Genomic DNA, 22,213 nt, shown 5'->3' with positions numbered 1-22,213 from the left:
AAGGGGCGCGGGGTGGACCCGGGCGCGGCGCGATCGGGAGACCGGGTCCGGTGCGGCCGGTTCGCTGCGGTCGGTCCGGCGTGACGACGGCCGGGGGCCGCCTCCCCCCACAGGAGCGTCCCCGGCCGCCGACTTGTACGGCGTATGCGGGACCGAAAGTGTCACCGGCCGTCATGGGGCAGGATGGTGGCTGTTCACGGGGGACCAGGGGGTCGAGGGGGCGGGGCCGGACGTGGATCTGGAGACCGCGGTGAGCGCGGCGCAGGGCGGTGACGAGACCGCGTTCAGGGTCCTGTACCGCGCGGTGCAGCCGCAGTTGTTGCAGTACGTACGCAGCCTGGTCGGCCCGGGCGACGCGGAGGACGTCGCCTCGGAGGCGTGGCTGCAGATCGCCCGCGACCTGCCGAGCTTCCGTGGCGGCGGTAGCGGTATCCGCGGTTGGGCGGCCCGGATCGCCCGCAACCGGGCGCTGGACCACATCAGGGCGCGCAGCCGCCGCCCGGTCGCCGGGGCGGGGGTGGACGAGCTCGTCGCGCTGCCGGGCCGGGCCGACACCGCGGGCGAGGCGCTGGACGCGGTCGCCACCGACCGCGCGCTGGCCGCGATCGTGGCGCTGCCGCGCGAGCAGGCCGAGGCGGTGCTGCTGCGGGTGGTGATGGGCCTGGACTCCACCAGCGCGGCCCAGGTGCTGGGCAAACGCGCCGGCTCTGTGCGGATGGCCACACACCGGGGGCTGCGCAGGCTGGCCGAACAGCTCTCGGTGGTGCGCGAGGACCGGGAGGATGGTGCCCGCGGGGCCGGCGGGGAAGCAGTGGGGGAACCGGAGGGGGAAGCAGAGGGGGGAGCGGCGGTGCGGACCGGCGCGACGTTCTCCGCGCCCACGGCAGGCCCTAGGGCCCGATGAGGAAGTGGCATGAGTGACGACGGACGGGCGGCGGGGGTCCCGCGCCCGCGGCGGCCCGAACGACCGCCGGGCGCGGGCGGGATGGGCGATTCGTGCTGTCCGGATGCTTCGGACGGTTGGGGTGGCCCTGACGGTTCGGATGGTTGGGGTGGTCCGGATGCTTCGGATCATTCGGACGGCTGGCGCGACTTCGGCGGCCCGGACGTCCTGGCCGGATTCGGCGGCGCCGGGTTCGGCGGCGGGCCCGGACGGCCCGAGGCGTCCGGCGGCCGCGCGGACTGGCTGACCGGCGACGCTGCGGAGGCGCTGCTGTCCGGCCGCCGGGTGCCGCTCGCGGACCGCAGGGCGGCGGGCGAGGCGGAGCGGTTGGCGCTGCTCCTGCTGGCGGCCGCGGCGGACCCGGGCGTCCTCCACCCGCTCGACCCGGGGCGCGAGGAGGCGGCCCTGGCCGCCTTCCGCGCGGCGCGCGCGGCGGGCCTCGGGTCGGCCGAACCGATCCTCGACGGGGTGCCGCCGGTGCCGATCGCGGGCGGGCCGGTGCCGGGCGGGCCTGCCGCGGGCGACGCGCTGCCGGAGCCCGTGGTGGTGGGCGGACGCGCCGCGGACCAGGTCCGCGCCGGGTCCGTACGCTCCGCGCGCCTCGTGCCGGTGCGGCGGACGCGGAGCGGGCGCTCCACCCGGATCGTGCTGGCCGCGGCGGCGTCGGTGGTCGCGCTCGGCGGGGTCGCGGTCGGCGTGGCGGCGACCGCAGCGCGCGGCGGCGGCCGGGAGCCGGTGCGGCCGGCCGGCAGCAGCGCGCCCGTGTCCGTCGCGTCGGACGGTTCCGGCCCGCCCGACACCGGCGTCTCGGGTGCCACCGGCCGGCGCGCCGTGATCCCCGGGGAGGTGCCCGACCCGGCCCGTACGACGCCCGGCCCGCCCGCGCGTACCGCCCTGCCTCCCGACGCGGACCGGGACACTCTCGTGCCGCCGGGACACGGCGACCACGGGCGCGGGAAGGGCGCCGCGAACCGCCTGAAGCACGGCCGCCACAAAGGCTGGGGCCGCGGCCACGCGGTGGCGTCGGGCGCGGCGCGCTGACCCGCGGCGGACCGCCCGTCCGCGGCGGTGGGTGACACTTCCGGGGCTCGCGCCGCCGTAAGGAGTGGGCCGACTGGTCATCGGCCCGGTGGACGCCGGCTCTCCCCGTGCCGGTGTCCACGACACAGAGCGCGGCCGGGTGCGTTTTTCCCCCTGCCCGGCCGCGCTCGCCGTTCGCGGGGCGCCGCGAGCGTCGCGCGGCGGGCCCCGGCGCGCAGCGCGCCCACTCCGGCGACGCGCGGCATCCGTCCCCTTTCGCTCCCCACGCCGTAAGGTCCGTGGGCGAGCCGGTCTGTTCACGCGCCCGCCACCCCACGTGGCGCGGACGCGGGCACACCCCCACCGAGCCGGCGGAGGCGGAGGCGGAGAGCATGACGCGCGAGTCGGAGTCCGGTCTGCCGATCGAGCCGGTGTACGGCCCGGAGGACCTGGACGGCTGGGGCCCCGCCGAGCGGCTGGGCGAACCCGGCGGGTACCCGTTCACCCGCGGTGTGTACCCGTCGATGTACACCGGCCGGCCCTGGACGATGCGGCAGTACGCCGGGTTCGGCACCGCCGCCGAGTCCAACGCGCGCTACCGGCAGCTCATCGCCCACGGCACGACCGGCCTGTCGGTCGCGTTCGACCTGCCGACCCAGATGGGGCACGACTCCGACGCCCCGATCGCGGCCGGCGAGGTCGGCAAGGTGGGTGTGGCGATCGACTCGATCGACGACATGCGGGTGCTCTTCGACGGCATCCCGCTGGACCGGGTGTCCACGTCGATGACGATCAACGCGCCCGCCGCCCTGCTGTTGCTGCTGTACCAACTCGTCGGCGAGGAGCAGGGCGTGCCGGCCGGGAAGCTCACCGGCACCCTCCAGAACGACGTGCTCAAGGAGTACATCGCGCGCGGCACGTACATCTTCCCGCCCAAGCCGTCCCTGCGGCTGACCGCGGACATCTTCGCCTACTGCCGGGCGGAGATCCCCCGCTGGAACACCATCTCGATCTCCGGCTACCACATGGCCGAGGCGGGCGCCTCGCCCGCGCAGGAGATCGCCTTCACGCTCGCCGACGGCATCGAGTACGTCCGCACCGCGCTCGCCGCCGGGATGGACGTCGACGACTTCGCACCGCGGCTGTCGTTCTTCTTCGTGGCGCGCACCACCATCCTGGAGGAGATCGCGAAGTTCCGTGCCGCCCGGCGCATTTGGGCGCGGGTGATGCGCGAGGAGTTCGGGGCGAGGAACCCCAAGTCGCAGATGCTGCGCTTCCACACCCAGACCGCCGGGGTGCAACTCACCGCGCAGCAGCCCGAGGTGAACCTGGTCCGGGTCGCCGTGCAGGGCCTGGGCGCGGTGCTCGGCGGCACCCAGTCGCTGCACACCAACTCCTTCGACGAGGCCATCGCGCTGCCCACCGACAAGTCCGCGCGGCTCGCGCTGCGCACCCAGCAGGTGCTCGCGTACGAGACCGACGTGACCGCCACCGTGGACCCGTTCGCGGGCTCCTACGTGATGGAGCGGATGACCGACGACGTCGAGGCCGCCGCGCTCGAACTGATGGGCCGGATCGAGGACGCGGGCGGCGCGGTGCGGGCGATCGAGCGGGGCTTCCAGAAGTCCGAGATCGAGCGGAACGCCTACCGGATCGCCCTGGAGACCGAGGCGGGCGACCGCGTCGTGGTCGGCGTCAACCGCTTCACGCTCGACGAGGAGGAGCCGTACGAGCCGCTTCGGGTGGACCCGGCGATCGAGGCGCAGCAGGCGGCGAGGCTGGCGAGGTTGCGGGCCGAACGTGACCAGGGCGCGGTCGACCGCGCCCTGTCGGTGCTCTGCGAGGCGGCGGCCGGCACGGACAACGTGCTCTACCCGATGCGGGAGGCGTTGCGCTGCCGCGCGACCGTGGGGGAGGTCTGCGACGCCTTGCGCGGTGTGTGGGGGACGTACGTCCCGACGCCGGCGTTCTGAGGGTGCGCGGGGGAACCAGGGGGATCGGGGAACCAGCGGCGCGGGGAACTGCGCGCTCAGCCGTCGTCGTGGCGCGGGTCGCCACCGGCCCAAGGGGGCTGTCGCTGTCGTAGCCGGGCCCCCGGCCGGTGGATGGTTGCGCGCGCGCTTCCCCGCGCCGCTACGGGTCAAATACACCTAGGGGGCGCTCCCGAAGGGGCGAGGCGGGTCAGCGCGTGGCGTACGTCAGGACGCGGTCGCCGAGGAGGGACTCGACGGAGTCGAGGAGGGCCAGCGCGTCTTCCGCCACCGTGCCCGGAGGGCACCCCGCCCGGGAGCGCTCACCGATCTCGCGGAAGAGCTGCTCCTGCGCCCAGCCGAGCTGGGAGGCGACCAGGCGCGGCGTGGGGTCGCCCGGCTCCGCACCGGTCTCGCCGGCGAGCGTCTCGGCGAGCGCGTCGACCATCTCGCGGGTGGTCGAGTCGAGGCGGGCGGAGAGCGTGGGCTCGGCGCGGACCATCTCCAGGAAGCGGGCGAAGCCCTGGGTGAGGCCGACCATGCGGTCACCGTGCCGCAGCTCGCCGCGCAGGGTGGCGAGGACGGCGCCGGCGGCGGACTGCCCGGGCGGGCGGTCCCGGACCATCTCCACCATCCGCTGCGCGGACGCCTCCTCCGGGTAGAAGACCAGGTCCTCCTTGGAGGGGAAGTACGTGTAGACGGTGTTCACGGACACTTCGGCGGTGCGGGCCACCTCGGCGATCGTCACCCGGGCGAAGCCGTGTTCGAGGAACAGCCCGGTGGCCACCTCCGCGATGTGCCGCCGGGTCTGGCGCCTCTTCTCGTCGCGCAGGCCGACCGCGAGGATCGCCTCGGCGCGCGTCGGCTGTTCGCGCAGACTCCCACGGGTGATGTCGCTCACTGTTCCATCGTAGGGCAGGGCGTATGAGCTCCCGTGTCCGTTAATCGGGGCGCCCGGCCGTCGGCGGCCAGGCACCCCGAGATCATCCGGCGACCGCCTACCCGAGCGCGGCCTTCTTCAGTGCGCGGGCGCCGCGGGCCACCTGGCGGACGGCGCGCACCCGCGGCACCAGCGAGCGTCGGGCCGGGAGCGCGCCGGGCAGGCCGAGCGAGGTCAGCCGGCGGCGCTTGAAGTACGGCGCGACCCCGGAGCCGAGGTGGTCCTCGAGCCACGCCTCGGCCTCCGCCCGCAGGTGCGGGTACGCCTCGGCCTGCATGCAGTAGCCGACGGCGTGCAGCAGCGGGGTGAGTTCGGTGTCCACCTGCCGCGGCGAGGGCGGGGTCCAGCCGCGTACCGCGTCCGGGTCGGACACCTCGGGGAGGAGCGCGTGCACGAGGGTCACCGGCACCCGGTTGCTGTTCTGGTACGGCGAGAGCCGGTCGAGCAGCAGCTTGGTGCCGCTGCGGGCGACCGGGATGCCGTAGAGCGCGGACGCGGTCAGCAGCGCGGTGGAGAAGCAGCCGGCCACCAGGGCGGGGCGGGCCCGCTGGTAGACCACCTCGGCGAGCACCGGGGAGTCCAGCACGGTCAGTTCGGCGCCGAGCTTGCGCGCCTCCTCCCGCAGCGGCTCCAGCCAGTGCGAGGGCGCGGTCGGGTGCGGCTTGAAGACGAGCCGGCGGTGGCCGAGGGCGACCGCGCCGCGCACCAGGGACAGGTGCAGCTTCTCCTCCTCCTCGACGCTGAGGATGCCCAGCGCCGAGAGGTACTGGCCGAGCAACAGGGCCGCGTCGCGCGGCAGTTCGTCCACCGGGTCCGGGCCGATGCCGTGTCCGCGGGTGGCTTCGGCCACCTCGGCGAGCACCTTCGTGAACTCCGAGCTCGGCACCACCCGCGAGGGCACGCCGAACTCGCTGAGCAGCAAGGGCTCCAGGCCCGGCACCAGGTCGAGGTGGAGCAGCGCGTCGATCCGGGTGTCCACCAGCAGCCCGAGCTTGTTGCGGGTCGGGCCGTACGACATCAGGCCGTCGGCGTAGACGGTGATCGGGGCGCCGGTGAAGACCTGTGCGAAGGAGAGCGCGGGCGCGACCTGGATGGACTCCACGACCAGGTCGAGGTCGTCGTCGCCGAGCTGCCACAGCTGCCGGAAGTACCGGTCCCACATGGGGACTTCGTCGGTGCGCGGGGCCCAGCCGCCGGGGTGCATCGGGCGGATCGCGTCGTTCCAGGACACCACCCGGTCGAATCGGGTGCGCAGCGGCTCGAAGCCGGGCGCCCGGTCCGGGGCGTCGTGGGTCTCGGGTACGGCGGCGTTGTTGCTGACCACGAGGATGCGGCGGTCGGCGGGCGGCACGGAGCCGGCGTCGATCGCGGCGGCGAGGGTGGCGATCCCGTACAGGGTCGAGGCGAGGAGGAGCTGGGTGCGGGCCATCACGCGACCGCCGATCCGCTGGTCGCGTTGTCGCGTACGTCGGCGTCGCTGTCCGCGGCGGGGCCGGAGTGGTCGGCTCTGGCCGCGGTCCGCCCGCGCAACCGGCGGACCCGGGCGCTGCGTTCGGCATCCATCGAGTCCAGCGCGTCGGCGAGCAGGTCCGCGGGCAGCCGGCCGAGCGCGGCGGCGGAGAGCGTCTTCAACTGCCGGGCCAGCGCGGGCTCGAACCGGTCGATGTTGTCGAGGTGGTGGGCGATGATCGCGCAGTAGGTGCGGATCGCCTTGGGCAGGAACCGCTCCTCGTCGGGGTCTCCGGCGAGTTCGGCTATCACCTGGTCGAAGGAGCGGACGAAGTCCAGCTGCCGCTCGTCGCCGATCTGGGTGAGCGAGGTGTTCACCCCGCGCCGGTAGTGCACGCCCAGCAGGCCCACCACCGCGCAGGACCTGGCCTCCCGGTGCAGCCGCCAGATCCACGGCCGGTCCTCGGCGGTGCGCAGGTGCGCGGGCATGTGCACCAGGCCCTGCTCGACGATCCGGCGGTGGTAGGCGCCGGCCCAGGAGTAGGGGTAGTCCACGAGGGTCGGGCGGTCGGCGGGCAGGATCGCGGCGCGCGGGTCGATCCGGGCGTTGCGGCGGCCGTGCGGGGCGCGGATCACGTTGCGGCTGGACCCGGTGCACTGCACGTGGTCGGTGCGCAGGAAGTCCACGTCCAACTCGTCCATGGCGCGCACCAGTTGCGGCAGGTAGCCGGGGGCGAGCCAGTCGTCGCCGTCCATGAAGGTCAGATACTCGCCCCGGGCCTCGTCGATGCCCGCGTTGCGCAGAGCCGCGACACCGGTGTGGTCGCGGCGGATGATCCGGGCGCCCGGCAGCGAGCCGGCGCCCTCTTCGAGGAGTTGCGGAGTCCGGTCGGTCGACCCGTCGTCCATCAACAGGAACTCGAAGTCGTGCCGGGCGTTGGCACGCAGACTCCGCAGCGCATCGGGGACGAATGGCTGCACATTGAAAAACGGCACGATGACGGAGAGCTTGACCACCCGATTACCTTAAGCCGCCGTTCGGCTCGGTACTTTGCCGATTGCGTACTTCCAGGTAAACGGAATATGGCGAGCAGGTGATTCACTCGCGACGGATGACCACTCGCAAAGTAGCGGCATTCTGTTTACCTGCCGTTGGCCTTCGATTAGCCCATTCCACCCACCCGCTTCCTACTGTCTGCGATGTGCCAGAACGTACGTCAGGGCCCTTGCGGGTCACGGTGATCGCCGATTCGGACACCCGCTGGAAGTGGGGTGCGCTGACCGCGCGCCGGATCGCCCCGGATGCGCGGCTCGACGCCCGCCTCCTGCGCGGCCGTGCCACGCCCACTCCGCGCCAGCTCGCCGAACTCGGAATTCCCGCCGACTCGATGACCGAGCAGACCGCCGCGGAGATCCTCGCCGAGACCAGCGCCGACAACTGCGATGTGCTCGTCATCTCCTGCGTGGGCGGCACCATCCAGTGCTTCCTGCACGGCTTCGACCGCGCCTGGCGCGGCCACCCGCGCCGCCCGGTGGTGGTCACCGGCTACGTCGGCGTGGTCTACGAGAAGCTCGCCGACGGCCTGCTGCTGCGGGCCGGCGCCGACGTGGTGCTCGCCAACAGCACCGACGACGCGCTGCGGTTCCGTTCCGTGTACGAAGGGGTCGGCTTCCCGACCGGCGCGATCGTGGAGACGGCGCTGCCGTTCCTCGACGGCGCACCGTACCGGCCCGACGGCAGTCGGCCGTTCACCGTCACCTTCGCCGTGCAGCCGTCCGCGCCCGCCGAGCGCCCCGAGCGGCTGTACCTGCTGCGCCGGGCGGTCGAGCACGCCCGCCGGCACCCCGAGCGCGAGGTGCTGGTGAAGCTGCGCAGCATGCCCGGCGAGCAGACCACGCACATCGAGGAGCACCCCTACCAGCACCTGATGGAGTCGCTGGAGCCGCCGGCGAACGTCTCGCTGGTCTACGGCGCGATGGGCGAGGTGCTGGACCGCACCGACCTGCTGGTCACGGTCAGCTCCACCGCCGCGCTGGAGTCGCTGCACCGCGGCATACCCACCGCCATCCTCACCGACCTGGGCATCCGCGAGCCGCTCGGCAACCACCACTTCCTCGGCTCGGGCTGCCTCGCCTCCTGGGACCAGCTCGACGACGGCGAACTGCCCAAGCCCGACCCCGAATGGACCGCCGCGCACGGCGTGGCCACCGGCGACCCGTACGCCGACCTGCGGGCCCGCGTCCAGGGCTTGGTCGCCGCCGGCCGGCTGCCGAGGCTGACGCCGTACTACACGCTGCGCACCGCCCCCGGCTACCTGCCGGGCATCCTCGCCCGGCAGGGCCTGGACCCCGAGGGGCTGCCCGCCGTGCGCGCCGCAACCGCCGGCGGAGCCGGCAGCAACCGGGTGCGCAAGGCCGCCCGCCGGGTGCTGCGCAAGTCCGCGCGCACCGCCTACCGCCAGGGCGTGCAGCGCGTCGCCCCGGCCATCCGCCGCTGGGGCCAGCTGTGAGCCGGCCAGCGGTGGGCCGGCCCCGCACCGCGATGCCGACGCCCGCGATCCCCGCTGGACGGCGGCCTGCTGGACGGCGGACCGCGGGACGGCGGACCGCGGGACCGGTGCGGAACGGCGGCCGCCCGGCCGCCGGCGCGCCCCTCGACCCCCGCACCGCACGCGCCCTCGCGGCGCACCATGCCGCGACCGCGGCCCGTATGACCCCCACGACAGGAGCCGCACGATGACCCAGACCATCACGCCGGCGGGGGAGCCACCCCGCGCCCCGGCAGGCGACGCCCGGGTCCTGGCCGTCATCCCCGCCCGCGGCGGCTCGAAGGGCGTGCCGGGCAAGAACGTGGCGACGGTCGGCGGAGTGCCGCTGGTGGCCCGGGCGGTACGCGCCTGCACCGCCGCCCGCCGGATCAGCGCGATCCTGGTCTCCACCGACGACCCGGCGATCGCCGAGGTGGCCCGGGCGGCCGGCGCCGAGGTGGTGCTGCGGCCGGCCGCGATCGCCGGCGACACCGCGACCAGCGAGGCCGCGGTGCTGCACGCCATGGACGCGTACGAGGCGATGAGCGGCGCCGCCGCCGACGTGGTGCTGCTCGTCCAGTGCACCAGCCCGTTCATCACCGGCGACGAACTCGACGGCGTGATCGAGGCGATCACCGACGGCGGCGCCGACACCGCCCACACCGTCGCCCCCTTCCACGGCTTCGTCTGGCGTGCGGACGGGGCGGACGTGCCGGACCTGGCCGCGGGCGCGAACGCGGGCGCCGGCATAGCCGCGGGAACCGGCACCGCGACCGCCGGCGCCGGTTCCGGCACCGGCGCGGACTTCCGCGGCAACGGCGTCGGCGTCAACCACGACAAGGCCACCCGCCCGCGCCGCCAGGACCGCCCGCAGGACCTGCTGGAGACCGGCGCCGCCTACGGCATGCGCGCCGACGGCTTCCGCGCCGCCGGCCACCGCTTCTTCGGCCGCACCAGCCTGGTGTGGACCGACCCGGCCCGGGTGCTGGAGATCGACGAGCCCGCCGACCTGGACCGGGCCCGGGCGCTCGCCCCGGTGCTCGACGCCGGCGCCACCACCCCGCGCCGCGACGACGTGGACGCGGTCGTACTCGACTTCGACGGCACCCAGACCGACGACCGGGTGCTGATCGACTCCGACGGCCACGAGGCGGTCACGGTGCACCGGGGCGACGGCCTCGGCATCGCCGCGCTGCGCCGCGCGGGCGTGCCCGTACTGATCCTGTCCACCGAGACCAACCCCGTCGTGGCCGCCCGCGCCCGCAAGCTCCAGGTGCCGGTGCTGCACGGCATCGACCGCAAGGACCTCGCGCTCAAGCAGTGGTGCGAGGAGCAGGGCATCGCCCCCGAGCGGGTCCTGTACGCGGGCAACGACGTCAACGACCTGCCGTGCTTCAGCCTCGTCGGCTGGCCCGTCGCCGTGGCCGGCGCGCACGACGTGGTGCGTGCCGCGGCCCGCGCGGTGACCAGCACGCAGGGCGGGTACGGCGCGATCCGCGAGATCGCCGCCTGGCTGCTCGGCCCCACGCTCGCCCGCTGAGCCCGCCACCTCGCCTGGCCCGCCAACCCGCTTGCCCCGCACCGGACTTGTCCCCTTTCTCGTCCGCCTTCTCGTCCCCGGGCCATCCGGCCCGTGCCACCCCCCTGTCCCAACCCCGTAGTGAAGGAACAGCCGTGACCACCTCCCTCCCCGCCAACCTCCGCGCTGTCGGCTCCCGCCACATCGGCAACGGCCAGCCCGTGTACGTCACCGGCGAGATCGGCATCAACCACAACGGCGACCTGGAGAACGCGTTCGCCCTGATCGACGCGGCCGTGGCCGCGGGCTGCGACGCGGTCAAGTTCCAGAAGCGCACCCCGGAGATCTGCACCCCGCGCGACCAGTGGGAGATCGAGCGCGACACCCCCTGGGGCCGGATGACCTACATCGACTACCGGCACCGGGTCGAGTTCGACGAGGACGGCTACCGCGCGATCGACGAGTACTGCCGCAAGCGGGGCATCGACTGGTTCGCCTCCCCGTGGGACGTGCCGTCCGTGGAGTTCCTGGAGAAGTTCAACGTGCCGGTGCACAAGGTCGCTTCGGCCTGCCTCACCGACGACGAGCTGCTCCAGGCGCTGCGCGCCACCGGCCGTACCGTGGTGCTGTCCACCGGCATGTCGACGCCGAAGCAGATCCGGCACGCGGTGGAGGTGCTCGGCAGCGACAACATCGTGCTGTGCCACGCCACTTCGACCTACCCGGCGAAGCACGAAGAGCTCAACCTGCGCATGATCAACACCCTCCAGTCCGAGTTCCCGAACGTCCCGGTCGGCTACTCCGGCCACGAGGTCGGCCTGCAGACCACGCTCGCCGCGGTCGCGCTCGGCGCGGTCTTCGTGGAGCGGCACATCACCCTCGACCGCGCCATGTGGGGCTCGGACCAGGCCGCGTCCGTCGAGACCCAGGGCCTGGAGCGCCTGGTCCGCGACATCCGCATCATCGAGACCTCGCTGGGCGACGGCGTCAAGAAGGTCTACGACGGTGAGCTGGGCCCGATGAAGAAGCTGCGCCGGGTGCCCGGGGTGGTGGCCGAGTCCGAGCAGTCGGTCGACGCCACGGTCTGAACGGTCCGCTGCCCCGCGCCCCCGGGTTCGCCGAGGGGCGCGGGGCGGAGTTGACGGCGGGATCGTGCACCCGCCCACCGAAAGGAACCCTCATGGCCGACCGGCCCGCCCCACCGGGTGCCGTCGCGCTCGTCGAGTCGCCCGTGCAGCTGCTCAACGTGCTGGAGTGGGGCCACGTCCGCCCGCCCGCCGCACCCGGTGAGCGCGCGGAACCCCTCACCATCGTGGTGCTCTCGCCCGCCGACCCCACCAGCCGGGGCCAGTTGAAGCGGATGGCCGAACTCGCCCGGGACGAGGGCGCGTTGGTGCGGTGGTACGAAGCGCGGGGCGGCCGCGGCGGGTTGCTGCGCACCGCGTGCGCGCTCGCGCCGACGCTGCTGCGGGTGCGGCGGCTGGTGATCGGCGACCCGTTCTCCCGGCTGGTCCAGGTGCTGCTGCCGCTGTGCCGGGCGAAGGACATCACGGTGGTCGACGACGGCACCGCGACCATGGAGTTCACCGAAATCCTGGCTCGTGGCGGGAAGTTGGTGCGCTGGCACCGCAGCGGGCGGCGCCGTTCCCCGGCGGACGTGGCCTTCGGCGTCTTCGCGCGCACCGCGCGGCGCCGGCTCACCCCCGGCCGGCGGCACCGGATCGAGCTGTTCAGCGCGATGCCGGCCACGCCGCCGCCCGGGATGGCGGTGCGGGCCAACCGGTTCGCCTGGACCCGGGGGCGGTTCGGGCCGCCGCGGACGCTGGCCGGTACCGACCTGATCGGCACGTCGCTGGTTGAGACCGGTGTGGTCGATCCCGAGCGGTATCTCGCGGTGGTGCGCGGGCTGGCCGAACGGCACGGTGCCCGGCGGTACTTCGCGCATCGGCGGGAGGCGCCGGCCAAGTTGCATCGGCTCGCCGCGGAGACGGGGCTGGAGATCGTGCGGCCGGACCTGCCGCTCGAACTGGTCGCTCGGCGCGGGCCGATCGGGCGGTCCGTGCTGTCGTTTCCTTCGACGGTCGTCCACACGTTGCCGCTGGCGCTGGCCGGAACCGGGGTGACGATCACCGTCTGCGACATCGATCAGGAATGGCTCACCACGGCGGCTTCGCCCCGCGCCCACACCTTCCTGTCCGACATCACGGACAAAGCCCGCACCCTCCACAACCTGACGTGACCAGGGCGCCCCGACCCGCCCGGGGTGCTGTGCCCTGTCGGTTCAGGGACCACCTGCCGGTGGGTGGCCGCGCGCGCGGTTCTCCCCCAGAGCTTCGCCTGGGTGGGAGCCCCCCGGCGGAGCCAGGGGGAGTGCCCCCACGCGCCCCCGGGTTGGTGGCCCTCTTTTCGCGGAGGGAGCCGCACACATCCAGGGCCGCGGGGAACGCCCCCAGAGGGGGTACCCCCCCAGCGACCAGCCACAGCGGACCGCGAGGTCCCGGCACTCGCAGGACGGGGCAGCCCGGAGGGGACCCCACCCACCGGCTGGTGGTCCCTGAACCGACAGGACGGGGAAACCCGGGGGGTCGCGTTCGTTCACTTGGAGGGGGTCGGATACGGGAATGGCGGAGCCCTCAGCCCGGCCGACGCTGCGCGTGGCAATCGTGACGGATGGTGTGTTGGACGGTGACTCCCGAGCCATGCGCGTGGCGGCGGCAGCCGACTCCGCGGGGTACGGCGTCACGCTGATCGGAGCGGGCCCGGCGACCGCGGCCCCGCGGGGCGTGGCCGTACGCGAGGTGACCGTCGGCTCCCCGCTCGGCGGCTACCGGGAGCGCCGCCCGCGCCCGGGCCTGCGCTGGCCGCTGGCCTACCGCGGCGCGGAGTCGTACGAGCGCCGCACCGCCCTGCTCGCCGCACACCGCTCCCTGCACGCCACCCGCGCCGCCGAACTGGACGTGGTGCACCGCCCGTTGCCGCTGCAAGCGTTCGCCAGGGCCGGCCACGGCCTGACCGCGGTGCGGCTGGCGGTACGGGCCGGGTGGACCGGACTGCGGGCCGCGCAGCACCGCGCCGCGGTGGAGCGCCGCCGTACCCCGGACGCACGGCTCGACGACCTCGTCGCCGAACTCGCCCGCCTGCTGCGCGGACGGCGGGCGTGGCGGCGGCTGGACCCGGGCCTGCTGGACCAGGAGATCGGCTACGGGCCGGTGCTCGACGAGGTCCGCCCGCACCTGATCCACGCGCTCGGGCACCGCGCGCTGGCCCTGGCGATCCGGGCCGCGCTGCGCGCGGAGGGCGCCGGGCACCGGATCGAGGTGGTGTGGGACGCGCCGCCGCGTATCCCCGCCGCCACCCGCCGGGCCGCCGTCGCCGACGACGCGCTGCTGCGCTCGTACGCCCGCGAGGCCGACGGCGTGGTCACCGTCGGCGACCGCCTCGCCGGCGAACTGCTGGTGCGCCACGGCCTGTCCACGCTGCCCACGGTGGTCCGCAACACCCCGCCGCTGGCCCGGATCGCCGACCGCCGCGACTCCGGCGTACGCGCCCGCTGCCGGCTCGGCCCCGAGGTGCCGCTGCTGGTGCACGCCGGTCCGGTCACCCCCGACCGCGGCCCGTTCACGGTCGTCGAGGCGCTGCCCAAGCTCTACGACCTGCACGCCGCGTTCGTGGTGCCCGACCCGGACCACCCGCACCTGGCGGAGTTGCGGGACCGCGCCGCCCAACTCGGCGTGCACGCCCGCCTGCACGTGGTGCCGTACGTCCCGGTGCCGGAGGTCCCCGCGTTCCTGTCCTCGGCCGACATCGGGGTGCTGCCGGTGCACCAACTCCCGCATCATCAGACGGTTCTGGCCACCCGCTACTACGAATACGCGCACGCCCGGCTGCCGGTGGTCGTCTCCGACGTGCGGGCGATGGCCGCGGCCACCCTCGAAGTCGGCAACGGCGAGGTCTTCCGGGCCCGCGACACCGCCGACTTCGTGCGCGCGGTCGGCGCGGTGCTCACCAACCCGCGCCGCTACCGCAAGGCGTACGACCGGGTGGAGGTGCTGCGCCAGTGGTCCTGGCAGACCGAGTCGGCGCCGCTGCTCGACCTGTACGCCCGGCTGCTCGGCCCGTTGCGCTGACCGGTGGCCCGGGCCGTTGCGCTGACGGGTGGGCGGGTCCGCCCGGCCGGCCCCGGCGTTCTCAGGCGACCGGCGGGCCCTGGATGTAGTGGCCGTCCGTGTCGTACGGCCAGGCGTTGGCCTTGCAGCCGTGCAGGCCGTCGATCTGCTGCATCATCACGGGGGCGAGTTTGCCGGGGCCGGGGCAGCCCTCGTGGCCGTGGCCGATGCGGTGGCCGACCTCGTGGTTGATGATCAGGGCGCGGTAGTCGTGGATCGGGCCGCTGAACTCGGGCGAGCCGAGGAGCCAGCGCTTGAGGTTGACCACGACGGTCGCGCCGACGTCGCAGTTGACCTCGCCGTGGGTGTGCAGGCCGGCGGCGCCGCAGATCTTGTCCACCGTGTCGGGGGTGGCGATCTTGATGACGAAGTCGGCGGGGCCGGAGGAGACCAGCTGGAAGCCGTCGTGGCCGTCGTCGGTCCAGCCGCGCGGGTCGGCGAGGATGCCCTGGATCTCCTTCGCAGCGGCCGCGGAGGCCACGCCCGTGCCGCCCTCGACCTGCACTTCGTAGCGGCGGATGTTGCCGTGCCCGGCCGCCTTCGCGGAGGCGTCGGCGGTGCTGAAGTCGCCCGAGCCGTGTTCCGGGACCGTGGGCGTACCGGGCTTGGCCGGGGAACTCACGGCGGGGGAACCCGCGGCGCGAGCGGCCTTCGACGGTGCGGGCTCGCCGGCACCGCCCGTGGCCGCGCCGGTCGGGACGCCGCCGGCGGTCGCCGAGGTACCCGCGTGGGCCTGCCCGCCCGAGCGCACCGTGACGAGCGTCACCCCGAGCAGCGCCAGGAAGATCAGCCCGAACAGCAGGTACGCCCCGCGGCCGAGGGACGTCCTCCCGCCGCCGTGCGCGCCGGCCCCCCGCTTCCGTGCCCTGCTTCCCATTCCCGGTCCTCTCCGATCGACGATGCCGCGGCGCGCGCCGGCGGTGCGAAGGGGGAGGGGGGCCTGGCAACCGCGCACCGTGCGTGCGGACTTCAGGCTCGCGGCCGTAGATGATGACGCTTGGCCCATTCGGTCACGAACGCGTCACGACCTGTCGGATGTCGCCTGCTGGGGGCGGTTGGCGGGTCCGCGATCCATGTGACCGTTCTGCAACAGTTGACGCGCGAAGGGGGTCCGGCCGGGCCGCCCGCCGGAGGGCGTGCACATACTGATGCGCGTGTCCCGCGTCCTGCTGATCGAAGACGACCCCGCCGTGCGGCGGGGCCTGGAGTGGGCGCTGCGGCACCGCGGGCACACCGTCACGGCCGCGCCCACCGGCGAGGAGGGCCTGGCCCTGCTCCGCCCGCACCGGCCCGACGTGGTCGTGCTCGACCTGATGCTGCCCGGCATCCCCGGGCTCGACGTCTGCCGCCGGATACGCGAGAGCGACCAGGTCCCGATCATCATCGTGACCGCCCGCGGCGACGACGTGGACGTGGTGGTCGGGCTGGAGGCGGGCGCCGACGACTACGTGGTCAAACCGGTGCGGGCCGGCGTGCTGGAGGCCCGGATACGCGCGGTGCTGCGCCGTACCGCCCCCGATGCGACCGGCAGCACCCGGCCGGTCCCGCGGACGTACGGCGACCTGGTCGTCGACCGCGCGGCCATGGTGGTCACGCACCGCGGCGAGCCGGTGCCGCTCGCCCCGTCCGAACTGCGCCTGCTGCTGGCCCTGTCGGCCTCGCCCGGCCAGGTGCTCAGCCGCCAGCAACTGCTGGAGCAGGTCTGGGAGCACACCTACCACGGGGACGTCCGGCTGGTGGACGCCTGCGTGAAGCGGCTGCGCGGCAAGCTCGGCGACAACCCCGGCTGCATCGAGACCGTACGCGGTTTCGGCTACCGCTTCCGCGCGGTGTGAGGGCGGCCGGACGCCCATGGTCAGGATGCCCGGCGCGGTACGCAGCCTGCGCTTCCGCCTCGTCGCCGGCTTCGGGCTGATCGCCGTGGTGAGCGCGCTCGGCACCGGCGCCCTGACCTTCCGCGAGGCCCGTACCGGGGTGCTCCAGCAGAGCCAGGACACCGTCGTCAACCAGTTCCGGGACAGCGTCGACGCGTTGACGCCCGGCATCCCGTCCCGGCCCCGACTGCCCGAACTGGCCTCGCTGGTGGACAACCTCGCCTCGACGCACCGCTCCCAGCACTGGCGGGTGCTGGCCACCTACGGCGACCTGCGGGCCCCGTCCCGGGCCGGCGACTCCTTCCCCGAACTGACCGCGTCGCTGCGCCAGTCGGTACGCACCCGCCAGGTGGCCGTCTTCCAGCGCGTGCACACCGGCGGCGGCTCCTCGCTCGTGGTCGGCCTGCCCGTCGTCTACGGCGCCGGCGACGGCACCCGGGTCGGGTCCGGGCTGGCGCTCTACCTCGTGGTGCCGCAGACCACCGAGCAGCGCTACGTGACCGCGCTGGTCAGGGCCGTCGAGCGCGCGGCGCTGCCCGCGCTGTGCCTGGCGGTCCTGCTGGCGCTGTTCGTCGCCCGCGGCGTGCTGCGCCCGGTCCGCGCGCTGCGCCAGGCGACCCGCAGGATGGCCGCCGGGCACCTCGACACCCGGCTCAGCGTCAACGGCTCCGACGAACTCGCGGACCTGTCCACGGCGTTCAACGAGACGGCGGTCGCGCTGGAGCGTTCGGTGTCGGAGCTGCGCCGGATGGAGGCCCAGGCCCGCCGGTTCGTCGCGGACGTCTCGCACGAACTGCGCACGCCGCTGGCCGCGATGTCGGCGGTGACCGACGCGCTGGACGAGGAGGCGCCGCGTCTGGAGCACGGCACCGCCGAGGCCGTCCAGCTCATCAGCGAGGAGACCGAGCGGCTGGTCCGGCTGGTGAACGACCTGATGGAGGTCTCCCGGTTCGACGCCGGCGCGGCCGAACTCCACCTCGACGAGATCGACCTGGCCGAGTCGGTGCGGCGCACGCTGGCCGCGCGCGGCTGGCAGGACCAGGTGGTGCTACGGCTGCCCGCGCCCGGGGAGTTGCGGATGCCGGTCGACCCGCGGCGCTTCGACGTTGTGGTGGCCAACCTCGCCGGCAACGCGCTGCGGCACGGCGCGGCCCCGGTCACGGTGTCGCTGGAGAAGGGTTCTCACGGGCCGGACGGTCGGGGCGGCGGGTGGGTGCGGCTGGTCGTGGCCGACCGCGGGCCCGGGATCGCGCCGGAGGCGCTGCCGCACGTCTTCGACCGCTTCTACAAGGCGAGTTCGGCGCGGACCCGGAGCGAGAGCAGCGGACTCGGGCTGGCGATCACCGCGGAGAACGTGCGGCTGCACGGGGGCCGTATCCGCGCCGACAACGCGCCCGGGGGCGGCGCCGTCTTCACGGTGGACCTGCCGGGCCCGCGGGACGGGTCCGCCGCGCGCCCCGGGCGGGACGCGTGAACGGGCCCCGCGCGGGCGCGATGACCGCGCTCGGGGCCGCGGCGGCCGTACTGCTCGCCGGCTGCGGGGTGCCCACCACCGGCGTCGTCGACGTGGGGGAGCCGGCGAACGGGCTCGCCACGGCGCCGGCCGCACGCTCCGAGGCGGTCGCCTTCTTCCTGGACGGCGAGCGGCTCCAGGCGGCCGGGCTCAATGTGTCGGGCGAGTCCGATCCGGTGACCGCGGCGGTGGACCTCCTCTTCGCCGGCCCCGCCGCGGTGGGGCGGCCCGACCTCACGACACGGCTGCCCCAGCCGCCGGTCACCGCCGACGTGCGGACGGAGGGCCGTACGGTCACGGTCCGGCTGCCCGCCGGCGTGCGGCGACTCGACCCGCTCGCGATGCGGCAACTGGCGTGCACCGTCGTGGTGGCCTTCCCCGCGGCCCTGTCGCTACCCGCATGGCCCCCGCCCTCGGGCGAAGCCGCACCTCAGCCCACCACGGCACCCGTCCGGGTCGAGGTGACCACCCCCGGCTGGCATCTCGCACAGACCGCCCCCACCTGCCCCCCACCCTCCCTCCCCTTCGCCACCTCCACCAAGCCCCCTTCGTAGCCCTATCGCCCTCTGAGGTTCAGCCGCGCGCGACGGCCTCGTACGGATGGACCCGCGCGGACGAGGACAGTACGAGCGCGAAGGAGCCGAGCGATCTCCCCAACGGCGAGCGGAGTCGAACGGACCTCGACACTGTCCGCCGCATGAGCGCGTTGGAGGAATCACGTCGACCCCGAGCAGGCCGTGCCTTCCGGGCGGACGCTCCCGCACGGCCCCGGAAATGTTTTGACGGTGCTTATATAAGTGCTGTTACATCGTGGGCATGGCGAGCAGAGAACCGGCGACCGGCCCCGCGGCGTACGACCCCTCCGAGGAGAGCGTGTGGCGGCCGCTGCGGCTGCTGCTCGGCTCGATGGACGACGACATCGCCCGCGTCTACGCCGACGCCGCGCTCGACGGCATCCGGCCCACCCATGTGATGGAACTGCTGCGGCTGCACGCCCGCGGCCCGATGACCATCACCGAGCTGGCCGCCTCCGTGCACCTGACCCACTCCGCGGTCAGCCAGAAGGTCGCCGCGCTGCGCAAGGCCGGGATGGTCCGTACGGTGCCCGGGGCGGACGCCCGCACCAAACGGGTCGCCCTCACCGCGAAGTCCCGCCGCATCATGCCCCGGCTGGCCGCGGAGTGGCAGGCCACCGAACAGGCCCTGGTCGAGCTGGAAGCCGAACTGCCGTACCCGCTCAGCCGGGTGGTGGCCGACATCGGGCAAGCCCTGGAGCGCCGCAGCTTCCACGACCGGATCACCGCACTGCTCGCGCGGGACCCGGCATGGCAGTGAGGCACCTGCTGGTCGACACCACCCCGCTGCGCGTCTCCCCGGCGTTCCGGCGGCTGTGGACCGGCCGCGCGCTGTCCGGCTTCGGCGGGCAGATGACGCTCGTCGCCGTCATGTACCAGGTGTGGCAGTCGACCGGCAGCACCGTGTGGACCGGCGCCGTCGGCCTGGCCCAGGCGATCCCGGTGGTCGCCCTCGGCCTGCCGGCCGGCGCGGTCGCGGACCGGGTGGACCGGCGCCGGCTCTGCCTGGTGATGGCCGTCGGCCAGGCGGCCTGCTCGGTGCTGCTCGCCGTCCAGGGGCTCGGCGGGCGCTTCCCGGCGGCCGCCGTGCTCGGCCTGGTCGCCGTGCAGTCGTCGTTCGGCGCGTTCTCCGGACCCGCGTCCGGCACGTTCCTGCCCCGGCTGCTCCCGAAGGAGTCGCTCGCCGCCGGACTCGCCCTGAACCGGGTCGCGTTCCAGGGGCAGATGCTCCTCGGCCCCGCGCTCGGCGGCCTGGTGATCGGCGCCTGGGGCGTCGGCGGCTGCTACCTGGTCGACGCGCTCTCCTTCACCGCCGGCCTCTACGGCCTGATCGGGCTGCCCGCGATGCTCCCCGGTGACGAACCGGCCCGGCCCGGACTGCGCGGTGTCGCCGACGGCCTGGCCTTCCTCGCCCGCACCCCGGCGGTGCGCGGCGCCCTGCTCACCGACCTGGCCGCCACCGTGCTGTCCATGCCGATCAGCCTCTTCCCGCTGGTCAACGCCGAACGCTTCGGCGGCAACCCGCGCACCCTCGGGCTGTTCCTCACCGCGGTCGCGGTCGGCGGGATCGGCGCCTCCGTGCTGTCCGGGTCCTTCACCCGGCTACCGCGCCCCGGCCTGGTGATGCTCTGCGGGTCGGCGCTGTGGGGCGTCGCGCTGACGCTCTTCGGCCTGTCGACGCGGCCATGGGTGGGGCTGGCCTGCCTGGTGGTGGCCGGCGCCGCCGACACGGTCGCGGTGGTCTCGCGCGGCACCATCGTGCGGCTGCACACCCCGAGCGCGCTGCTCGGCCGGGTCGGCGCGGCCGAACAGATCGTCGGCCAGGCCGGCCCGGACCTCGGCAACATGCGCGGCGGCCTGGTCGCGCACGCCTGGTCGGGTACGGCCGCGCTGGTCAGCGGCGGCGTCCTGTGCGTGGCCGCGGTCGCGATGGTCGCCGCGCGCACCCCGGGCCTGCGCCTGGCCCCCACCCACCCGGTCGACGCCCCTACGACCTGACCCCCGCTGGCACCCGGCCGCCCCCGAGCCCGGCGCCACCCCCGAGCCCCGGCCGCCCCGAGCCCGGCGCCACCCCGGAGACGTGCCCGGCCCGCGCCCGGACGCGCGCCCCGCCGTCCGGCCCCGTTCGCGCCCCCATCCCCGCCCCCGTTCCCGCCACATCGCTGTAACACCGGAGCCGTAAGGTGTGGGGCCGCACGTGTGAGGCGCCCTCAACGGTGCCGCGTTGCCTCGCGTCCACTCGTTCGTTGAGCGACTATGGATGTGTTCATGCCCGAACCCCAAAAGGGAGGGCATACCCCAGAGGATGACCAGGTATGCGCCGATCGGGCGACTCTTTCTCCTCCCAGCCGACACCGTCAAACATCATTTTTTCCCGATCACCCGATGAGGAGCAGGTCGTGGGGCATACCCTGAGCCGGGTGGAAGACTCACCCGCAGCGCCGTCCGGCGCGCATGCCGAGGCCGTACTGACCGATGCGCTGCGTGCCGAACTGATCGCTTTCCGCCGCGACCTGCACCGCCACCCCGAGCTCGGCCGGCAGGAGTTCCGTACCACCGAGCAGGTCAGAGCCCGCCTGGAGCGGGCCGGGCTGAGCCCGCGCGTGCTGCCGGCCGGCACCGGACTGGTCTGCGACATCGGCTCCGCCGACGACGGCCGGCCGCGGCTCGCGCTGCGCGCCGACCTCGACGCGCTGCCGGTGCCGGACACCAAGGCGGTCCCGTACCGCTCCACCGTCGAGGGCCGCGCACACGCCTGCGGGCACGACGCGCACACCACGATCGTGCTCGGCACCGGCCTGGTGCTCGCCGAACTCGACCGGCAGGGGCGGCTGCCGCGCCCGGTGCGGCTGGTCTTCCAGCCCGCCGAGGAGGTCATGCCCGGCGGCGCGCTCGACGCGATCAAGGCCGGCGTGCTCGACGGGGTGGAACGCATCCTCGCGGTGCACTGCGACCCGAAGGTCGAGGTCGGCCGGATCGGGCTGCGGGTCGGCCCGATCACCTCGGCCGCGGACAAGCTGAAGCTGTCGCTGGACGGCCCCGGCGGCCACAGCGCGCGGCCGCACCTGACCACCGACCTGGTGATGGCCACCGCGAAGCTCGCCACCGAACTGCCGGCCGCGCTCGCCCGCCGGGTCGACCCGCGCTCGGGCCTGAGCATCGTGTGGGGCCGGATCGAGTCCGGGCACGCGGCGAACGTCATCCCGCAGCACGCCGAACTCGAAGGCACCGTCCGCTGCCTGGAGCTGGGCGCCTGGCACGACGCCCCCGACTTGGTGCACGAGGTGATCGACCAGGTCGCCGCGATGTACCGGGCCAAGTGCGAGATCACCTACCAGCGCGGGGTGCCGCCGGTGGTCAACGAGGCGACGTCGGTGGAACTGCTGCGCGACGCCATGGTGGGCCGGTTCGGCGCCCACAGCGTGGAGGACACCGAACAGAGCCTGGGCGGCGAGGACTTCTCCTGGTACCTGGAGCACGTGGACGGCGCGCTGGCCCGGCTCGGTGTGCGGCCGGTCGGCGACACCGCCAAACGTGATCTGCACCAGGGTGACTTCGACATCGACGAGGGCGCCATCGCGGTCGGCGTGGAACTGTTCACCGCCGCTGCGCTGCTGTCCTGACTGGCGGTGAAGCCCCGGCTACCGGGGCTTCACCTGGTCGAAATGCGTCGATCCGATAACGGGTCTTCATGCGGTCTTTACCTGGGATCTACG

18 protein-coding genes are annotated in these 22,213 nt (G+C 74.4%); 14 read left to right on the top strand and 4 right to left on the bottom strand.

From position 1 onward, the window contains the following. Nucleotides 1-232: 232 nt before the first annotated feature. The 3 genes from OG896_RS14315 to OG896_RS14305 all read left to right on the top strand — a co-directional run bounded on the left by OG896_RS14315 (nucleotide 233) and on the right by OG896_RS14305 (nucleotide 3,936). Nucleotides 233-904 (top strand): RNA polymerase sigma factor, encoded by a 672-nt coding sequence (locus tag OG896_RS14315; protein ID WP_443057038.1) that lies wholly within the window; start codon nucleotides 233-235, stop codon nucleotides 902-904. A gap of 9 nt (nucleotides 905-913) precedes the next feature. Next, nucleotides 914-1,984, top strand: a complete 1,071-nt coding sequence (locus OG896_RS14310) for a hypothetical protein (RefSeq protein ID WP_329365576.1) — start codon at nucleotides 914-916, stop codon at nucleotides 1,982-1,984. A 371-nt stretch (nucleotides 1,985-2,355) separates the two neighbouring features. Next, nucleotides 2,356-3,936, top strand: coding sequence for an acyl-CoA mutase large subunit family protein (locus tag OG896_RS14305; protein ID WP_329365574.1), 1,581 nt, complete (start codon nucleotides 2,356-2,358; stop codon nucleotides 3,934-3,936). 208 nt (nucleotides 3,937-4,144) lie between these two features. On the opposite strand, the gene OG896_RS14300 is transcribed toward OG896_RS14305, so the two are convergent. From OG896_RS14300 to OG896_RS14290, 3 genes are all read right to left on the bottom strand, one after another. Next, the gene (locus tag OG896_RS14300; RefSeq protein ID WP_329365573.1) at nucleotides 4,145-4,834 is read right to left on the bottom strand and encodes a TetR/AcrR family transcriptional regulator; all 690 of its coding nucleotides are present in this window, start codon (nucleotides 4,832-4,834) and stop codon (nucleotides 4,145-4,147) included. Between the two features lie 97 nt (nucleotides 4,835-4,931). After that, nucleotides 4,932-6,302 carry an alpha-2,8-polysialyltransferase family protein gene (locus OG896_RS14295; protein ID WP_329365571.1) on the bottom strand — a complete coding sequence of 457 codons (1,371 nt, stop codon included), beginning with the start codon at nucleotides 6,300-6,302 and terminating at the stop codon, nucleotides 4,932-4,934. Continuing rightward, the gene (locus OG896_RS14290) at nucleotides 6,302-7,339 is read right to left on the bottom strand and encodes a glycosyltransferase family 2 protein (RefSeq protein ID WP_329365569.1); all 1,038 of its coding nucleotides are present in this window, start codon (nucleotides 7,337-7,339) and stop codon (nucleotides 6,302-6,304) included. The genes OG896_RS14295 and OG896_RS14290 overlap by 1 nt, the downstream gene beginning before the upstream one ends. Before the next feature lie 185 nt (nucleotides 7,340-7,524). Here OG896_RS14290 and OG896_RS14285 point away from each other — a divergent pair, with 185 nt between their 5' ends. From OG896_RS14285 to OG896_RS14265, 5 genes are all read left to right on the top strand, one after another. Then, a complete protein-coding gene (locus OG896_RS14285) occupies nucleotides 7,525-8,832 on the top strand; it encodes a DUF6716 putative glycosyltransferase (RefSeq protein WP_329365567.1) in 1,308 nt (435 codons plus the stop codon). 226 nt (nucleotides 8,833-9,058) lie between these two features. Beyond that, entirely contained in the window at nucleotides 9,059-10,390 is a 1,332-nt protein-coding gene (locus OG896_RS14280; RefSeq protein ID WP_329365565.1) for an acylneuraminate cytidylyltransferase, read from the top strand. Between the two features lie 134 nt (nucleotides 10,391-10,524). Next, nucleotides 10,525-11,457 (top strand): N-acetylneuraminate synthase family protein, encoded by a 933-nt coding sequence (locus OG896_RS14275; RefSeq protein ID WP_328468362.1) that lies wholly within the window; start codon nucleotides 10,525-10,527, stop codon nucleotides 11,455-11,457. A gap of 92 nt (nucleotides 11,458-11,549) precedes the next feature. Next, on the top strand, nucleotides 11,550-12,608 hold the full coding sequence (locus OG896_RS14270) for a hypothetical protein (RefSeq protein WP_329365563.1): 1,059 nt from the start codon (nucleotides 11,550-11,552) through the stop codon (nucleotides 12,606-12,608). 460 nt (nucleotides 12,609-13,068) lie between these two features. Further along, nucleotides 13,069-14,496, top strand: a complete 1,428-nt coding sequence (locus OG896_RS14265) for a glycosyltransferase (protein ID WP_329365561.1) — start codon at nucleotides 13,069-13,071, stop codon at nucleotides 14,494-14,496. Nucleotides 14,497-14,557: 61 nt separating this feature from the next. Here the strand turns inward: OG896_RS14265 and OG896_RS14260 are convergent, their stop codons facing one another. Continuing rightward, nucleotides 14,558-15,412 carry a DUF3152 domain-containing protein gene (locus OG896_RS14260; protein ID WP_329365559.1) on the bottom strand — a complete coding sequence of 285 codons (855 nt, stop codon included), beginning with the start codon at nucleotides 15,410-15,412 and terminating at the stop codon, nucleotides 14,558-14,560. A gap of 277 nt (nucleotides 15,413-15,689) precedes the next feature. Here OG896_RS14260 and OG896_RS14255 point away from each other — a divergent pair, with 277 nt between their 5' ends. The 6 genes from OG896_RS14255 (at nucleotide 15,690) to OG896_RS14230 (ending at nucleotide 22,120) form a co-directional block, all read left to right on the top strand. After that, on the top strand, nucleotides 15,690-16,370 hold the full coding sequence (locus tag OG896_RS14255) for a response regulator transcription factor (protein WP_329365557.1): 681 nt from the start codon (nucleotides 15,690-15,692) through the stop codon (nucleotides 16,368-16,370). Nucleotides 16,371-16,395: 25 nt separating this feature from the next. Next, nucleotides 16,396-17,883: an ATP-binding protein gene (locus OG896_RS14250; protein ID WP_443057249.1), complete on the top strand. Its 1,488-nt coding sequence runs from the start codon at nucleotides 16,396-16,398 to the stop codon at nucleotides 17,881-17,883. Beyond that, the gene (locus OG896_RS14245; RefSeq protein ID WP_329365553.1) at nucleotides 17,880-18,476 is read left to right on the top strand and encodes a hypothetical protein; all 597 of its coding nucleotides are present in this window, start codon (nucleotides 17,880-17,882) and stop codon (nucleotides 18,474-18,476) included. Before OG896_RS14250 ends, OG896_RS14245 begins: the two co-directional genes overlap by 4 nt. Before the next feature lie 262 nt (nucleotides 18,477-18,738). After that, a complete protein-coding gene (locus OG896_RS14240) occupies nucleotides 18,739-19,257 on the top strand; it encodes a MarR family winged helix-turn-helix transcriptional regulator (RefSeq protein ID WP_329365551.1) in 519 nt (172 codons plus the stop codon). Then, nucleotides 19,248-20,495, top strand: a complete 1,248-nt coding sequence (locus tag OG896_RS14235; RefSeq protein ID WP_329365549.1) for an MFS transporter — start codon at nucleotides 19,248-19,250, stop codon at nucleotides 20,493-20,495. Before OG896_RS14240 ends, OG896_RS14235 begins: the two co-directional genes overlap by 10 nt. Before the next feature lie 317 nt (nucleotides 20,496-20,812). Then, the gene (locus OG896_RS14230) at nucleotides 20,813-22,120 is read left to right on the top strand and encodes a M20 family metallopeptidase (RefSeq protein ID WP_402447426.1); all 1,308 of its coding nucleotides are present in this window, start codon (nucleotides 20,813-20,815) and stop codon (nucleotides 22,118-22,120) included. Nucleotides 22,121-22,213: the final 93 nt, after the last annotated feature.

The organism is Streptomyces sp. NBC_00669, assembly GCF_036226785.1.
In the GTDB taxonomy this organism is placed as follows: Bacteria; Actinomycetota; Actinomycetes; order Streptomycetales; family Streptomycetaceae; genus Actinacidiphila.
This window is presented reverse-complemented; position numbering and strand designations above follow the sequence as displayed.

Excerpts from the sequence above, each read along its gene's own strand:
- OG896_RS14305 (WP_329365574.1), top strand. The coding sequence starts at position 2,356 with ATGACGCGCGAGTCGGAGTCCGGTCTGCCGATCGAGCCGGTGTACGGC.
- OG896_RS14270 (WP_329365563.1), top strand. The coding sequence starts at position 11,550 with ATGGCCGACCGGCCCGCCCCACCGGGTGCCGTCGCGCTCGTCGAGTCG.
- OG896_RS14235 (WP_329365549.1), top strand. The coding sequence starts at position 19,248 with ATGGCAGTGAGGCACCTGCTGGTCGACACCACCCCGCTGCGCGTCTCC.
- OG896_RS14265 (WP_329365561.1), top strand. The coding sequence starts at position 13,069 with ATGCGCGTGGCGGCGGCAGCCGACTCCGCGGGGTACGGCGTCACGCTG.
- OG896_RS14280 (WP_329365565.1), top strand. The coding sequence starts at position 9,059 with ATGACCCAGACCATCACGCCGGCGGGGGAGCCACCCCGCGCCCCGGCA.
- OG896_RS14295 (WP_329365571.1), bottom strand. The coding sequence starts at position 6,302 with ATGGCCCGCACCCAGCTCCTCCTCGCCTCGACCCTGTACGGGATCGCC.
- OG896_RS14240 (WP_329365551.1), top strand. The coding sequence starts at position 18,739 with ATGGCGAGCAGAGAACCGGCGACCGGCCCCGCGGCGTACGACCCCTCC.
- OG896_RS14250 (WP_443057249.1), top strand. The coding sequence starts at position 16,396 with ATGCCCGGCGCGGTACGCAGCCTGCGCTTCCGCCTCGTCGCCGGCTTC.
- OG896_RS14310 (WP_329365576.1), top strand. The coding sequence starts at position 914 with ATGAGTGACGACGGACGGGCGGCGGGGGTCCCGCGCCCGCGGCGGCCC.
- OG896_RS14260 (WP_329365559.1), bottom strand. The coding sequence starts at position 15,412 with ATGGGAAGCAGGGCACGGAAGCGGGGGGCCGGCGCGCACGGCGGCGGG.
- OG896_RS14230 (WP_402447426.1), top strand. The coding sequence starts at position 20,813 with ATGCGCCGATCGGGCGACTCTTTCTCCTCCCAGCCGACACCGTCAAAC.